Source organism: Bradyrhizobium cedriense (assembly GCF_054602315.1).
In genome coordinates, this window is the sequence record NZ_JBTSWB010000003.1 from 646,310 (window position 1) to 662,219 (window position 15,910).

14 protein-coding genes are annotated in these 15,910 nt (G+C 63.2%); 7 read left to right on the plus strand and 7 right to left on the minus strand.

Features of this window, described 5'->3' with window-relative positions; genetic code table 11:
* Window positions 1-5: 5 nt before the first annotated feature.
* The 4 genes from ACYCVF_RS14785 to ACYCVF_RS14800 all read left to right on the plus strand — a co-directional run bounded on the left by ACYCVF_RS14785 (window position 6) and on the right by ACYCVF_RS14800 (window position 2,470).
* Complete coding sequence (locus tag ACYCVF_RS14785; RefSeq protein ID WP_459596223.1) at window positions 6-752, plus strand: SDR family NAD(P)-dependent oxidoreductase; 747 nt, start codon at window positions 6-8, stop codon at window positions 750-752.
* A 7-nt stretch (window positions 753-759) separates the two neighbouring features.
* The gene (locus tag ACYCVF_RS14790) at window positions 760-1,152 is read left to right on the plus strand and encodes a GFA family protein (RefSeq protein ID WP_459596224.1); all 393 of its coding nucleotides are present in this window, start codon (window positions 760-762) and stop codon (window positions 1,150-1,152) included.
* A 152-nt stretch (window positions 1,153-1,304) separates the two neighbouring features.
* Window positions 1,305-1,985: a site-2 protease family protein gene (locus ACYCVF_RS14795; RefSeq protein WP_459596225.1), complete on the plus strand. Its 681-nt coding sequence runs from the start codon at window positions 1,305-1,307 to the stop codon at window positions 1,983-1,985.
* A gap of 62 nt (window positions 1,986-2,047) precedes the next feature.
* Window positions 2,048-2,470: a hypothetical protein gene (locus ACYCVF_RS14800; protein WP_459596485.1), complete on the plus strand. Its 423-nt coding sequence runs from the start codon at window positions 2,048-2,050 to the stop codon at window positions 2,468-2,470.
* On the opposite strand, the gene ACYCVF_RS14805 is transcribed toward ACYCVF_RS14800, so the two are convergent.
* The 6 genes from ACYCVF_RS14805 to ACYCVF_RS14830 form a co-directional block, all read right to left on the minus strand.
* On the minus strand, window positions 2,458-3,270 hold the full coding sequence (locus tag ACYCVF_RS14805) for an energy transducer TonB family protein (RefSeq protein WP_459596226.1): 813 nt from the start codon (window positions 3,268-3,270) through the stop codon (window positions 2,458-2,460). The two genes, ACYCVF_RS14800 and ACYCVF_RS14805, sit on opposite strands and share 13 nt — an antisense overlap.
* Window positions 3,271-3,280: 10 nt before the next feature.
* Window positions 3,281-3,739, minus strand: coding sequence for a TonB system transport protein ExbD (gene exbD / locus ACYCVF_RS14810; RefSeq protein WP_061026395.1), 459 nt, complete (start codon window positions 3,737-3,739; stop codon window positions 3,281-3,283).
* Window positions 3,740-3,742: 3 nt separating this feature from the next.
* On the minus strand, window positions 3,743-4,708 hold the full coding sequence (gene exbB, locus ACYCVF_RS14815; protein ID WP_459596227.1) for a tonB-system energizer ExbB: 966 nt from the start codon (window positions 4,706-4,708) through the stop codon (window positions 3,743-3,745).
* Window positions 4,705-5,394, minus strand: a complete 690-nt coding sequence (locus ACYCVF_RS14820; RefSeq protein WP_459596228.1) for a Fe2+-dependent dioxygenase — start codon at window positions 5,392-5,394, stop codon at window positions 4,705-4,707. Before ACYCVF_RS14820 ends, exbB begins: the two co-directional genes overlap by 4 nt.
* 2 nt (window positions 5,395-5,396) lie before the next feature.
* A complete protein-coding gene (locus ACYCVF_RS14825) occupies window positions 5,397-7,802 on the minus strand; it encodes a TonB-dependent receptor (protein WP_459596486.1) in 2,406 nt (801 codons plus the stop codon).
* Between the two features lie 206 nt (window positions 7,803-8,008).
* Window positions 8,009-8,248, minus strand: a complete 240-nt coding sequence (locus tag ACYCVF_RS14830; protein WP_459596229.1) for a hypothetical protein — start codon at window positions 8,246-8,248, stop codon at window positions 8,009-8,011.
* 372 nt (window positions 8,249-8,620) lie between these two features.
* Between ACYCVF_RS14830 and ACYCVF_RS14835 the strand changes: the two genes are divergently transcribed.
* From ACYCVF_RS14835 to ACYCVF_RS14845, 3 genes are all read left to right on the plus strand, one after another.
* The gene (locus ACYCVF_RS14835; RefSeq protein WP_459596230.1) at window positions 8,621-9,787 is read left to right on the plus strand and encodes an efflux RND transporter periplasmic adaptor subunit; all 1,167 of its coding nucleotides are present in this window, start codon (window positions 8,621-8,623) and stop codon (window positions 9,785-9,787) included.
* A complete protein-coding gene (locus tag ACYCVF_RS14840; protein ID WP_459596231.1) occupies window positions 9,784-12,930 on the plus strand; it encodes a multidrug efflux RND transporter permease subunit in 3,147 nt (1,048 codons plus the stop codon). The genes ACYCVF_RS14835 and ACYCVF_RS14840 overlap by 4 nt, the downstream gene beginning before the upstream one ends.
* Window positions 12,931-12,995: 65 nt before the next feature.
* A complete protein-coding gene (locus tag ACYCVF_RS14845) occupies window positions 12,996-13,565 on the plus strand; it encodes an invasion associated locus B family protein (RefSeq protein ID WP_459596232.1) in 570 nt (189 codons plus the stop codon).
* A 13-nt stretch (window positions 13,566-13,578) separates the two neighbouring features.
* Here the strand turns inward: ACYCVF_RS14845 and ACYCVF_RS14850 are convergent, their stop codons facing one another.
* Window positions 13,579-15,867: an arylsulfatase gene (locus ACYCVF_RS14850; protein WP_459596233.1), complete on the minus strand. Its 2,289-nt coding sequence runs from the start codon at window positions 15,865-15,867 to the stop codon at window positions 13,579-13,581.
* Window positions 15,868-15,910: the final 43 nt, after the last annotated feature.

Here is a 15,910-nt window from a genome sequence, read left to right on the forward strand (position 1 = left end):
ATTTCATGAACAGGATCGATCTCAACGGCCGTGTCGCCGTCGTCACTGGCGGAGCGCAGGGCTTTGGCCGCGCAATCACCAGCCGCTTTGTCGCCTCCGGCGCCAAGGTCGCGATCTGGGATTTCGACGCTGCACTCGCAGATAAGACGGCAAAAGAGATTGGCGGCGAAATAAAAGTCTTCAAGGTCGACGTCACCGACACCGCGGCCGTCGAGCAGGCGCGCGATGCGACTCTGGCCGCCTTCGGCAAGATCGACATCCTCGTCAACAATGCAGGCATTGCCGGAATCAACAAACCAGTCTGGGAGACTGATCTCGAGGAATGGCGCAAGGTGCTGCGCATCAACCTCGACGGCCCTTTCATCTGCTGCAAGGCGATCGTGCCGGCGATGCTCGAGCGGAAATACGGGCGCATCGTGAACATCGCTTCCATCGCAGGCAAGGAAGGCAATCCGAACGCGGCGCACTATTCGGCGTCCAAGGCCGGCCTGATCGCGCTGACGAAATCGCTCGGCAAGGAATTGGCGGCACACGACATTCTCGTCAACGCGGTGACGCCGGCAGCAGCGAAGACCGCAATCTTCGACCAGATGACGCAGCAGCATATCGATTTCATGCTGTCGAAGATCCCGAAGGGGCGCTTCGTGCTGGTGGAGGAACTCGCTGCGATGGTAGCCTGGCTCGCGTCCGAGGACTGCGCGTTCTCGACCGGGGCGGTGTTCGACATTTCGGGTGGACGGGCGACCTATTGAGGACATCATGATCCGGGAAGGTGGATGCCTATGCGGCGCGGTGCGGTTCAAGGCGGACGGCGAGCCGCTCAACGTCCGCATCTGTCATTGCCGCATCTGCCAGAAGGCGATGGGCTCACCCTATTTCGCTCGCGCGCAGTTTGATCAGCGCGCGCTGGCCGTCGAGGGCGATACTGCGCGCTACCCGTCGTCGGAGAACATCGACCGCGTGTTCTGCAAGCACTGCGGCACGCGCCTGTTCGCCTGGCGGCGCAACGGCACGCTGGCGGGCGTGGCGCTTGCGACCTTCGACGACCGCAACGCCTTTGCGCCGACCGAGCACATCTGGGTGTCGGAAAAGCTCGCCTGGCTGAAGCTCGACGACGGCTTGATCCAATATCAGACGACGATCCCTGTATGAGTTGCGAGATGGCACGGCGGCCTGCTGCTGGTAGTCCATTTGCAGCGTGGCATTTCGGAACCGGTCTCCCTATGTTGAGCTGAAGCGTTGCTGCACCGGCGGGTTGGCTGGGTCGGCTGCAAGGCCACGAGGCAAACCGGGACAGACGAGCCGTGAACATCTCTTTCTATGATCTTTCCGTCTGGGCGCTGCCACTGGTGCTCGCCATCACCTTCCATGAGGCCGCGCACGCCTTCGTCGCGGACAGGCTCGGGGACAACACAGCTTCGCAGCTCGGCCGCGTCAGCTTCAACCCGCTCCGGCATATCGATCCGTTCGGAACCGTGATCCTGCCGGCGATGCTGCTGTTCGCACATTCGCCGTTCTTGTTCGGCTATGCCAAGCCGGTGCCGGTGAACTTCCGCAAGCTGAACAATCCCAGGCTCGACATGGTCTGGGTTGCACTGGCCGGGCCCGTCACGAACATCCTGCTGGCGCTAGCCGCAGCCTTCGCCTTCCACGCCCTGCCGCTGGTGCCCGCAAGCGCGGCGAAATGGGTTGCCGACAACCTCAAGAATGCCCTCATCATCAACGCGGTGCTGGCCGTCTTCAACATGATGCCGATCCCGCCGCTCGACGGGGGCCGCGTCGCGGTCGGATTGTTGCCGCGGCAGCTCGCTTGGCCACTCGCCCGTCTCGAGCCTTTCGGTATGCTGATCCTGATCGGCCTCTTGATCCTGCTGCCGCTCGCGGGCTCGCAGTTCGGTCTAAATCTTGATGTTATTTCAGCAATACTGCGAACGTTGACCGGTCATGTGATTCAGGCTGTTCTGTTCCTGACCGGCAACGCGTAGTTGAACATGACACCCGAACACAGGCCGAAGGGCCAGAGGCCGACTTGGTCAAAGCTGCCGATATGCTGATCGCGCGACGCGCCGACACCCGCGCCCGTGCGGATTTTGCCACCTGGAAAATGATGGCCAAGCTCAACGGCGCGTCGGCGCTGCCTCCGGAAGCCCAGGAGTTCCTCAACAGCTACAAGAACCTGCTGACGCAGATCAGCGAGGACGAGGCTACCGAAGCCACCATTGGCGCGATCTACAAGGCCTACTACGCGGAGATGGGCGGTGCAGGCACCCCGCCCGACGTTCGCCCACGCCAACCTGAAACTGCGGCGGACAATGTTACCGCCTTTCGCCGCCCGGCGCCGAAGCCGAAGCAGGCAGCCTCCTTTGGGGCGGCGGCATTCGCCGGAACCCAGAAACGGCCCCTTCCCGTGGCGCTGATCTTCGTCTGCCTGGTCGTGGTCTATGTTGGTATCCGGCTCTACTGGCGCTGAACCGTCTTTTTCTTCTTCGCGTCCGGAGGGGTGAAGATGATATCGACGGTACGTTCGAACCGGTCCTCGGTCAGTCCTGCAGGCGGCTGCGGGATGGGATCCGACTTGCGGACGATCGATACCGCCGCAGCATCGTAGGCCGTATCCCCCGACGACTCCACGACGTCCACCGACAGCACGTTGCCCTTCCGGTTGATCGCGAAGCTCACCTTGACCTTCTGGTTATTGGGCACTTTGCCTTCCGGATTGACCTTGTGCAGCGCCAGATGCGCGCTGATTTTGCGATTCCAATCGGCCGTCAGCTTCAGGATGTCCTTGCCGATACCGATGACCGGCGCCAGCGCCTTCTCGGCCTCGCGGGCATCCTCCTCCAGCGTCTGCCGCGCGGTCGCAACGGATTTCGGCGACGCCTCGGCGGACGGAGTCTCGACCGCCTGAATCTTCGGATCGTCTTCCGCCGGCTTCTTTGCGTTGTTCTCGGTCACGACCCGGTCGGGATCCTCGACCTCCTGCGATTGATCCTTTGGAAGCTCGGTCTCCTTGGTCTCGGCCTTCTGCTCGGGAAGCGCCTGCTGCTCCTGCATGGCTTCGCTGTCGGGCCCCGGCGGCAGATCGGTTTCTGGCGCCTTGGGCGAGGCCATCTCCACGGCGAACTCTGCACCGTTGGCGCCAAGGCCGTCGCCGTCGTCGTCGGTGCGCAAATGAGCCAGCGCCAGCGCTGCACCACCCAGATGGAGCGCCAGCGCCGCCACTGCCGCCAAGATCCAGAGCCTCCGGGATGGTCTGAGTTCGTCCGACATGAACCGGCCTCTAAGGCTGAGCGGCGCCTGGCGCAGGCGCCCCCGGCGCGCCTTCCAGCGCGACCAGTTTCACCCGCGTATAGCCGCCCGAACGCAGGAGTTCCATGACGCCCATCAACTCGCCGTACGGCACCGACTTGTCGGCGCGAAGGAAGACATACTTATCCTTGCTCATATCGGACAGGCCGTCGAGGGTCCCGATCAACTCGGCCCGGTGAACCGGGTTCTCTCCGATCGCAAGCGTCAGATCGGGCTTGATGCTGAGATAAGTCGGCTTGTCCGGTTTCTTCTGCGGCGTCGCGCTCGACGTCGGCAGATCGATCGGCAGGTCGACGGTGGAAAGCGGCGCTGCGACCATGAAGATGATCAGCAGCACCAGGATGACGTCGATGAACGGCGTGACGTTGATGTCATGCGTTTCAGAGAAATCGTCGTCTTCGCCGTCGTTGTCTGCAAGCGAAACGCCCATGGTTCACTCCGCTGCGCGCGAATGCACGCTGCCGTGGCTGCGGTCGAGGTCGCGCGAGAGCAGCCGTCCCGCCGCGCCCGACGCGCGGCTGACCAGCTCGAGATAGCTCTTCGTCACGCGCGAAAAGTGGTTGTAGATGATGACGGCGGGAATGGCGGCCACGAGGCCGATCGCGGTGGCGAGCAGCGCTTCGGCGATGCCGGGCGCGACGACCGCGAGGTTTGTAGTCTGCGACTTCGAGATGCCGATGAAGCTGTTCATGATGCCCCAGACCGTGCCGAACAGACCGACGAACGGCGAGGTCGAACCGATGGTGGCGAGCACGCCCATGCCGATGCGGATGCGCCGCTGTTCGGCCCGCACGATTTCGGAGAAGCTCGAAGCCGCCCGCTCCTTGATGCCGGCATCGCTGGACAATCCGGCCGACATCCGCGCCTCACGCAGCGCTGCCGCCAGGAAGGACGGCAGGATGCCGGGCTTGGTGCCGAGGGCCATCTGCGCTTCGGCGAGCGAGCGCGCCTCCGCGATCTTCTTCAGTGCCGAACGAAGCTTGGTGGAGGCGACCGACAGTTCGATCGACTTGGCGATGAAGACGGTCCAGGTCATCAGCGATGCGAAGGCGAGCCCGACCATTACCGCTTTCACGATGACGTCCGCCGACATGAACATCACCCACGGCGACAATTCCTTCATGGCCGGCGCGACGGCGGCCGCATCGGGCTTTGCTGTCGTCGAAACGGTGGCCGCGGGAGCAGCGGGCGCAGCGGGAGCAGTTGCCGTCGAGGCCGAAGGCGCTGGGGTTGCAGGCGCGGTGGCTGCTGGCGCCACCGGCGTCGGGTCGGCCGGCTGAGCCACCGATTGCGCCGGTGCCGGGGGGCTTTGTGTCTGAGCAGAAACGGGAGATGCGAGCCAGATGCCCGCCAACATCAAAGCTGCGGCAAAGCTTGCTTGCAAGGACATGGTCTTCATACTTCGGCCCAGTAGCGAATGAGGTTGTGATAGATACCCGTCAATTTGACCGTTTCGGGATCGTCACGCCCGAGCCGTTCCACCAGCGCCTGTATCGCGGTGTCGAGGTCGAAGATCATGCTCCGGGCTTGATCGTCCCGTATCATGCTCTGAAGCCAGAAGAAAGACGCAACCCGCGTTCCCCTCGTCACCGGGGTGACCAGATGGAGGCTGGTCGAGGGATAGAGCACGCAGTCCCCGGCTGGCAACTTGACTTCGTGCGAACCGTAGGTGTCCTCGATCACGAGTTCGCCACCGTCGTACTCCTCCGGCTCGGCGAGGAACAGCGTGACCGACAGGTCCGTGCGGATGCGAAGGCCGGTCAGGCGATCGCCGCGGATCGCATTGTCGACATGCAGGCCGAAATGATGGCCGCTGCTCGCCGCATAGCGGTTGAACAGCGGCGGGAAAATCTGCAGCGGAATCGCCGCCGCGATGAAGCGCGGATTCGATGTCAGCGCCGAGATGATCCGGTTGCCGAGCTTGCGCGCGACCTCGCTGTCCGGCGTCAATTGCTCGTTGCGCTTGACCATGGCCGACTGCGCACCGGCGGTGGAGCGACCGTCCTCCCAGTCACTGACGTCCATGATGCGGCGGAAATCCGCCACATCATCCTTGCTGAGAATGCCAGGCAGGCACGTCAACATGATCAGAACTTCGCTGTCGTCACGACGTAGAACGCCCGTCCCGGCGCAACCGCCACGAAAGGTACTGCGCTGCGATAGAGCGTATCGTAGTACAGCTTGTTGGTGAGATTCTGTGCGTAGAGCTTCATGGTCCAGTTCTGGTCGATCTTCTTTTCGACGAACGCGTCGAAGCGCCAATAGCTCGGCAGTTCGTTGCCGGTGTTGGCCGCGAACGTGCCGCCATAGACCTTGGAACGGTACACCGCCTGACCGCCAATCTCCCAACCGTCATCGAACTTGTACTTCGAGAGCATGCTGAACGACTGGTGGGCAATATTGGCAAGCTGCAGCCCGCGATTCGAGGCGACGCCACTCTGCGTAACCTTCGACTGCATCAGCACCAGGCCGCCGAAGATGCTCCAGCGGTCGGTGATCTTGCCCTCCGCCTCGATGTCGATGCCCTGGATTCTGTAGGCTGCGCCGGAGGTGAGAAGACCGCTGACGGTCTCGCGTGCGTTGTCCTTCGTTGTCTGGAACAGCGCGGCGGTGACCAGCAGGTGCCGATCAGCCAGTTCCCATTTGGTTCCGAGTTCGGCAGCCTTGTTGCGCTCAGGCCCCAGCAAAATGGTCGAGTTGGCGGGAACGCCGCCGTAGTCGGTGCCCGTCGCGTCCAGCTCCGAACCGAACGGATTGGCCGAGGTAGCATACGCCGCATAGATGCTGCCGATCGACACCGGCTTGTAGACCACGCCGACGTTATAATTGACGAGATCGGCGGTCTGCTTGAGGTAGGCCGAGTTTGTGGACGAGCTCTGGCTATAGCCGTCGTAGCGGACGCCGCCATTGACGATGACCGTGTCCTGCCAGTTCGCGGTGTCCATGACATAGACGCTGCTGGTGTTGACGCCATAGCGCGTCGGATTTCCCACCAGCGAGGGCGTGTTGCTGAAGGGAATGTTGGTGTACTGCGGAGAGTACAGATTGACTCCCGTGACAGCCCCGTTGCTCGTCGAACCGCCGCCGAACAGTTCCGACGAGAGACCGGTGTAGCGGTCGATCGAGATGTTCTCGTTCGAATATTCGACACCGAGCACGGCGGTGTGCTTGACCCCTCCGGTGTCGAGCTTGAACGTGGCCTCGTTCTGGTTGGCCCACACGTCAACGTTCTGGTAGCGGCTCTGCGCGCTCGCCGTCGTCGTCCAGAGCAGCGGATTGGGATTGGTCGTGTTCGGGTTCTGCGGCAGCGTGCCGATGTAATTGAGCAGCGCGTGCTCGCCGCGCACCTTGCTGGTCAGGGTAATGGCCTCGTTGACCTTGTACTCGATCGTGCCGGTACCGAAATCCTGCCGCGCGGTCTGGAAGTCACGGTTGAGGAAGCCGTACCAATTTCCACGCGGAATGCCCGCCGAGGTCACCGGCACGTTGCCTTGCTTGTAATAGGGTACGCCGAAATCGGGATAGCCGCTGAGATCGGTATGGACGTAGTTCGTCGTGATCTTGATGTCGTTGGTCGGGGTATACTTGGTCGAGATGAAGCTGCCCCAGCGATTGTCCGTGACGTAGTTGCGTCCGGCGACGTTGGCGTCCTGGAACAGACCACCGGTACGCACCGAGAAGGTCGGGTCGATGACCTGGTTGACGTCGAGCGTAACGCGCTTGGTCATATCGGTACCGAACTCGGTGCCGATGCGCTTGAAGTTGACGTCGCCCGCCTGCTTGGTGACGATGTTGATGGCGCCGCCGGCGGTGCCGCGGCCGGCATAGGAGGATGCAGGACCGCGCAGAATCTCGATCTGCTCGGTGAAGAAGTTCTCGCGGATGGAAACGGCGGGATCGCGGATGCCGTCGATGAAGACGTCGTTGCGTGCGTCGAATCCGCGGATGAAGAAGCGGTCGCCGAACGCGTTGCCGCCCTCGCCCGAGCCGAGCGTCACGCCCGCGGTCGAGCGTCCGATCTCCTTCAGCGTCGTGGCGTTCTTGTCCTCGAGCACTTCCTTGCTCAGCACCGTAATGGTCTTCGGTGTGTTCAGCATCTTCTCGGGAAACTTGCCCGAGGCCTGGACATGATCGACCTTGTAGGGCGCCGCCGGATCGGCATAGGGATTGCCATCGGGCGCGCCCGATGGCGTCGTGGGAGCCGACTGCTGGGCCGTCTGCAGGGGCTGCGCGGCACGGCGAAGCGCGTTGCGCGCACGCACCTGCTCCGGCGAGGGCTTCGAGGTCGTCGGGCGCGGACGCTCGACCGGAGCATCGACCGTCACCGGCGGCAGGCTCGACTGCTGCGCTTGCGCGCCGCCCGACACCGACGCCACCGCGATCAAGCTCGCAACCGCCGAAGCCCTTTTGCCGGAAACGCCCGCGAACCTCTCATCCACCGGATCGAATGCTGCGACCGAACGCAACGACTTCGGTGCGACCACCTGCCCCATTACCAAACGCCCCATCTTCCTGTTCGCTCATTCAATTCGACGAACGATGGCTGTTGGTATCGGCGACAAAATAGCGGGTCAATGCGAGCCGCTCGCGAGAACCCTTAAATCAATCCAGATCAAAGCGATTCTAAACTGCAGTTTGAAATCGTTCTAAAACATGATTGGATTCGTTCTAAAGATAACTCAGAAAGACCCGCTCGCTCTCAGTCGCTGCTGGGCGGCTTCATCAGCGAAAACAATTCGTCGACAGTCTTTTGCGCGACGGCGCGCACGCGATCAGTGCCCTCCATGCCGGCAATGTTGACGCCGTTGACGACGGCTTTGATCTCGTCGCGAAAGTCAGTGAGGAAGCGCAAGGGATCGCGCTGCTCGTTGGCGACACGCGCGATCAATCCCGTGATCAGAATCTGACACGCGATCAGCTTGCCGTTCAGCTCGTCCATCCTGCGCTCCATTCGTGGCGGCGCCGATATGAACGATGCCGAAATGCCTGACAACCGAAACGGCCGCTACGCGACTTAGAACCGTTCTTGCAATCGATCCGAACACCGTTCAGTGCAACGGCACTCGGCCTGAGCGCTCCGCTGCAGGTGCCATGCGAGAGCGGCCAGCGGATCGGTCATGCCGGGAACATGCATCGCATCACATCACCGCGCCAGACCACTGCCGAGGGGCGCAAAGCTTTCCAATTGTTTAGGATTCTCAACCGATAGTGCTGTTTACACTTGAACTTGGCGTGTAATATACATCGCGATGGAACTCTACGACTGCCCCATTATTCGTAGCTGAGGGCATGCGAGCCGACACGAGACCACATGAAAACGTCCCGGCCGATCCTCTGGCTTCTGATCATCGCGGCCGTGGCCTCCGCGGGCTATTATAGTTGGCAGAAATTCGGCTCGTCCCAAGCTGAAAAAGCCCGGACCGCACAAGCGCCTCGCCCGTCCGCTGTCCCCGTCAGCGTTGCTCCGGTCCAGAGGACCGACTTTCCTGTCTACCTCACTGGTCTGGGCACGGTTCAGGGCTTCAATACGGTTCAGATCAGAAGCCGCGTGGATGGCCAGATCAACAAGCTCGAGTTCAAAGAGGGCCAGATCGTCAAGCAAGGCGAGCTTCTGGTATCGATCGATCCCCGCCCTTATCAAGCCGCGCTCGACCAGGCCAAGGCCAAGAAGGCGCAAGACGAGGCTAGTCTCGCCAACGCCAATCTCGAGCTCCAGCGGGCCATGAGGCTCGGCGAGTTCGCCACGGCGCAGCGGGTCGATACCCAGCGCTCGACCGTGGCCCAGCTCACCGCCCAGATCGCCGCCGACGAAGCCGCCGTCGCCAACGCCCAGACCCAGCTCGACTACACCCAGATCAAGGCACCGATAACCGGTGTCGCAGGGCTCCGCCAGGTCGACATCGGTAACATCGTCAACGCATCGACGCAGACGGGCATCGTCACGATCTCGCAGGTCGAGCCGATCACGGTGATCTTCACGGCACCGGAAGACCAGCTCCCCTATATCAGCGAGGGCCAGAAGGCCGGCGCCCTGAAGGTGATCGCCTTCACAACGGACGGCAAGAAGACGCTGGCCGAGGGCAAGCTCGCGGTCATCAACAACCAGGTCGACACCACCAGCGGAACGATCCGGCTCAAGGCGGTGTTCGACAACAAGGACCACGCGCTGTGGCCGGGCCAATCGGTCTCGACGCGGCTCCTGGTACGGACGCTGAAGGATGCGACCGTGGTTCCGGATGACGCGGTCCAGCATTCGACCAACGGCCTCTACGCCTATACGGTCAATCAGGACAACAAGGCCGAGCTGCACAAGGTCAAGGTCCGTTATGCCATCGACGGACGTTCGGTCATTGAGGAAGGGCTGAGCCCCGGCCAGCAGGTCATCGTCGGCGGTCAGTTCAAGGTGCAACCCGGAAGCCTCGTCTCGACGGCGGTGGCAAGCTCGGATCCAGCCCAGAACAAGGTGCGACAGGAATGATCGGAGGCGGGATTTCGGCACCTTTCATCCGTTATCCCATCGGCACCTCGCTGCTGATGGCCGGCATTCTCTTCGTCGGTCTCGTCGCCTATCCCCTGCTGCCGGTCGCGCCGCTGCCGCAGGTGGACTTCCCGACCATCCAGATCACCGCCAACCTGCCGGGCGGCAGCCCCGAGACGATGGCCTCGTCGGTGGCGCAACCGCTCGAGCGGCAATTCGCCCAGATTCCGGGCATCGCGCAGATGACCTCGACGAGCTATCTGGGCACGGCATCGATCACCATCCAGTTCGATCTCAATCGCAGCATCGACGGCGCGGCCAACGACGTCCAGGGGGCGATCAACGCCGCCAGCGGGCAATTGCCGAAAAACCTGCCCTCGCCGCCGACCTACCGCAAGGTCAATCCGGCGGATGCCCCGATCCTGCTGCTGTCGGCGACGTCAGAGACGCTACCTCTGACCAGCGTCAGCGACGCGGTCGACGCCCAGCTCGCGCAGCAGATCAGCCAGCTTTCGGGCGTCGCGCAGGTCTTCATCGGCGGCCAGCAGAAACCATCCATCCGCATTCAGGTCGATCCCGGCAAGCTTGTGGCAAAGGGCCTGTCGCTGGAAGACGTGCGCAGCGCGATCGCGATCACCACGGTCGACAGCCCCAAGGGCAATATCGACGGCGAGAAGCGCGCCTATACGATCTACGCCAACGACCAGCTCACGCAGTCGAAGGACTGGAACGACGTTATCATCGCCTATCGCAACGGCGGTCCGTTGCGAATCCGCGACATCGGCCAGGCTGTCAGCGCTGCCGAGGACGCCAAGCAGGCGGCCTGGGCGAACGGGAAGCGCGGCGTGTTCCTGGTGATATTCAAGCAGCCCGGTGCCAATGTCATCGAGACCGTCGACCGCATCAAGGCGACCCTTCCCCGCCTCGTGGCCGCAATTCCGCCTGCCATCAAGATCGAGCTGATCAGCGACCGGACCACGACCATCCGTGCCGCGGTCGAAGACGTCCAGTTCACGCTGCTGCTGACCATCGCCCTCGTGGTGATGGTCATCTTCGTCTTCCTGCGTAACTTCTGGGCCACCGTCATTCCCACGGTGACGGTGCCATTGGCATTGTTGGGCGCGTGCGCCTTGATGTGGGTGGTCGGCTATTCGCTCGATAATTTGTCGCTGATGGCGCTCACCATTGCGGTCGGATTCGTGGTCGACGACGCCATCGTGATGCTCGAGAACATCACCCGCTACATCGAAGAAGGCGACTCGCCGATGGAGGCCGCCTTCAAGGGCTCCAAGGAAATCGGCTTCACCATTGTGTCTATCAGCATCTCGCTGGTCGCGGTGCTGATCCCCCTGTTGCTGATGGGTGGCATCATCGGGCGCCTGTTCCGCGAGTTCGCGGTGGTGCTCGCGATGACCATCTTCGTCTCGATGTTCGTGTCGCTGACGCTGACGCCGATGATGGCTTCACGCTTCCTGCGCGCGCATGGCGAGGTGACCCACGGCAGGGTCTACCAATGGAGCGAGCGCGCCTTCGACGGATTGCTGCGCGGCTACGAGTATGTGCTCGACCACGCCCTGGCCTGGCGCCGTACTACGCTGGCGATCTTCTTCGTCACGCTCGGATTGTCGATCTACCTGTTCGTCCTGATTCCGAAGGGCTTCTTCCCGCAGCAGGACGTCGGCCTCATCACGGCGACATCCGAAGCCTCCCAGGACATTTCGTTCAAGGAAATGGTCAGACGTCAGGAGCAGCTCGGCAAGATCATCCTGGCAGATCCGGACGTGGCCAGCGTTGCCATGTCGATCGGCGGCAGCGGCCGCGCCGGCAACAACGGCAACCTGTTCATCACGCTGAAGCCGCGCGAAATGCGGGAGGCCTCGGCGCAGCAGATCATCGCGCGGCTGCGTCCGCAGTTCGACAAGGTCGAGGGCGCCCGCCTCTACATGCAGGCCGCCCAGGACGTCCGGCTTGGCGGCCGGCCGACGCGGACGCAGTTCGAGTTCACGCTCCAGGACGCCAATCTGGACGAGCTCAACGAATGGGCGCCGAAGATCCTGGCCAAGATGCAGACGCTGCCGGAGCTGCGCGACGTCGCGACCGACCAGCAGACGCGGGGCACTACGGTGCAGCTCAAGATCAACCGCGACACCGCCGCCCGTTACGGCATCCAGCCGCAGCTGATCGACGACACGCTCTATGACGCATTCGGACAGCGGCAGGTCACGCAATATTTCACCCAGCTCAACACCTACAAGGTGATCCTCGAAGTCCTGCCGGAGATGCAGGGTAATCTCGACACCTTGAACAAGCTCTATTTGAAATCGCCGCTAACCGGCGAACAGGTGCCGCTCTCGACCTTTGCGACCTGGAGCACCGATCCGGTCCGCCCGCTCTCGATCAGCCATCAGGGCCAGTTCCCGTCGATCACGATCAGCTTCAACCTCGCTCAAGGTGTGGCGCTCGGTCAGGCGACTGAGGCCGTGCAGCGGGCGATGGCCGAGCTCGGCACGCCGCCGACACTCAATTCCAGCTTCCAGGGCACCGCGCAGGCGTTCCAGCAATCGCTCGGCACCGTGCCACTGTTGATCCTCGCGGCCCTCGTCGTGGTCTATCTGATCCTCGGCATCCTCTACGAGAGCTACATCCATCCGATCACAATTCTGTCCACCCTGCCCTCGGCCGGCGTCGGCGCGCTCGCGATCCTGATGGCCGCCGGCTTCGATTTCAGCCTGATCGCGCTGATCGGCATCATCCTGCTGATCGGCATCGTGAAGAAGAACGGCATCATGATGGTGGACTTTGCGATCGCCGCCGAACGCGACGAGCACAAGACACCGGAGGAATCGATCCGCCAGGCCGCGCTGCTGCGCTTCCGCCCGATCATGATGACGACGATGGCCGCGCTCTTGGGCGGCGTGCCGCTGATGCTCGGTCACGGGACCGGCGCCGAGATCCGTCAGCCGCTCGGCTACGCCATGGTCGGCGGCCTGCTCGTCAGCCAGGCGCTGACCCTGTTCACCACGCCGGTGGTCTATCTCTATCTCGACGAGCTCAACAACTGGTTCTCCACCTGGGGCCGCTCGGCTGACGGCGAAGGCGACGAGGCGCCCGCGCACGGGAACGTCAAGGAAGCCGCCGAGTAGGCTTGCGCCGTGCCTCCCGCAACGCTACAGCGGGGGCCTTCGCTACACGCCAATGTGGTTTCGTCATGCTCATACAATTCCGACTTGTCGCCCTCGCTGCCGCTGCCATTTTGTCGACCGGCGCCGCGAATGCCCAGCAGAGTGCCAAGAAGAACGCCGCCGCTCCTGCCCCGGCAGCGCAGCCGGCTCCCGCTCCGACGCAAGCGCAGGCGGACGGCACTCCGGGGCAACCCGGCTGGATCGTCCGCTGCAGCAGCCCGAGCCGCGACGCGCCGCTCGAATGCGCGATGGAGCAGAACGCAGTGCTGACCAAGACCGGTCAAACCGTCGTCCTGATTAACATTCGTATCGCGCCCGACACTCGTACGCCGATCGCCCTGCTTCAATTGCCACTCGGCCTCAATCTTCCCCTCGGCGCCAAGCTCCAGGTCGACGAGGGCAAGACGTTCGATCTGCAGATCCAGACCTGTGAGAACCGTGGCTGCTACGCCTCGATACCCGTGGCGCCGGATCTGCTCGCCGCCTTGCGATCAGGCAAGCAGTTGAAGGTCTCCTTCCAGAACATGGCCAAGGAGACGATCGCGATCCCGATGCCGCTGAACGATTTCGCAGCGGCCTACGACAAGATCAAGTAGCGGGCTTCTTCCGCTATTGCCGCGCCATCTGCGCGTTGCCGACAGCATCGCCATCGAGCTTCTGGTCGTCGTGCATGGTGACCGTAACACGCAGCAGACGTCCCTCGTACTCGAACGGCGCCTCGTAATGCGATACGGGGCTGCCACGATCGCGCCCGATGTCGAGCCCGGACCACGAGATCAAGGTGTGGAAGCCGAGCTGGGTCTGGAGCGAACCCGCCGGCTCGCCGTCGATCAGCAGCGTGTATTCCGAGACACCCGTGCGCGCGCCCTTCGCCGGCGGCTCCTTGCGCACGAGCCGCTCGACGTGAACGCCGAGGCGCCGCGCACCCGGAGGCACCTTGCGGTCCGACCGTACGATCTGATGGCTGCCGCCGATGTTGAGATCGTGCGCGAGGAGGCCGCCCTTGACGTAAAGGCTGTAGCCCGAGGTCGCATCGCCGTGTGAGATCAGCACGCCGTCTGCGCCTGCCTCGCCGACCTCGACATGCGCCTCGATCGTGTAGCTGCGGCTGCGTACATCGGGCGCCACGTCCGTCGGCACATGCCCCATCCCGGCGTGGAAGACGAAGCGCCGGCGCGCGCCGTGGAAGCGCGCGGCATTCTCCGCGAAGCGCGGCCCGAAGCGGTCGTCGAGCGGCAATACCTTGTGTTTCCCGGCTTCCTCCCACCATGCGGCGATCATCCGGGCAAGACGCTCCGGCTCCTCGGCCGCGAGGTCGTCGGTTTCGGAGAAATCCTCGTCGAGATGGAACAGCTCCCACTTGTCGTTCTCGAACGGCGTGCCCGACGGATGAAAGGCGACGGCCTTCCATCCGCCGTGCCATAGCCCGCGATGGCCGAACATCTCGAAATATTGCGGCGAGCTCTTCGAGGGTGCAGATGCTTCCGTGATCGAACGCGCAAAGCTCTCGCCTTCCAGCGGCATTTGTTGGCAGCCCGCGATGGTCGCGGGGGCCTCGATGCCGATCAGTTCCAGCAGCGTCGGCGTAAGATCGCAGGCATGAACGAACTGGTGCCGCAACTCGCCTCGGCTTGCGATCTTCTTCGGCCAGTTGATCACGAGGGGATCGCGGATACCGCCGCCATGGGTGTTCTGCTTGTAGCGGCGCAGCGGCGTGTTCGAGGCCATCGCCCAGCCATGCGGGAAATTGCTGTGTGTGTCGGGCCCGCCGATGTCGTCGATGCGGCTGAGCTTTTCAGCGATCGGCTCTGGCTTGAAATTGAACGGTCCCATTGCGTTAACGAAGCCGAGCGGCCCACCCTCCTGGCTCGCGCCGTTGTCGGACATCACGATGATCATGGTGTTGTCGCGGATGCCGGCCGTGTCCAGGAACGAGACGAGCCGGGCGAGATGCCGATCGGAATGGTCGAGCATGCCTGCGAAGGCTGCTTGCAGCCGCGTGAAGACCCTGCGCTCGTCGGCCGAATGCTCCTCCCAGGCCTTGACGCCGTCATTGCGCGCCGGCATCCGCGTTGCCTCCGGCACCAACCCCATGGCCTTCTGGCGCGCCAGTCGCTGCTCGCGCTCGACGTCCCAGCCGTGCGCGAAGGCGGCGTCGTAGCTCATGATGATCTCGGCCGGCGCCTGGTGCGGCGCGTGGCAGGCGCCGAGCGCGACCCAGGTGAGCCAAGGGACATCCGGACGGTCGGCATGATGATCGCCGATGAAGCGGATGGTCTGGTCGATCAGATCCTCGGTCAGATGATAACCCTCGGCATAGGTGCCCGGCGGATCGATATGCGTGTTGTCGGAGACGAGCTCCGGCGCATACTGGTCAGTCTCGGCATCGAGGAAGCCGTAGAAGCGGTCGAAGCCGCGCCCGAGCGGCCAGCCGTCGAACGGACCGGTGGCGCCGCTCTCGGTCAGCGGCGTGACATGCCATTTGCCCACCATGTAGTTGCGGTAGCCGTGCACGCGCAGCATCTCGGCGAGCGTCCCCGCCTCACGCGCGATCTTGCCGCGATAACCGGGATAGCCGGAATCGAAATTGGCAAGACAGCCGACGCCGACCGAATGGTGGTTGCGCCCGGTGAGCAGCGCCGCACGCGTGGTCGAGCACATGGCCGTGGTGTGGAAGCCACTGTAACGCAGGCCGCCCGCAGCGAGCTTGTCGATGGTCGGAGTCCTGATCGCCGAGCCGTAGCAGCCGAAATCGGAGAAGCCGACATCGTCGAACAGCACCACCAGGATGTTCGGCGCGTCTTCGGGCGGCCTCGTCGCCTCCGGCCACCAGGGTTTTGACTCCGCAACCGTCTTGCCGACGGTGCCGCCAAACGGCGTGCCGCTGCCTGCGCTCATCTGCTCCTCCCCGTTCGGCCGGTGAAGGACCGCGTTGACCCAG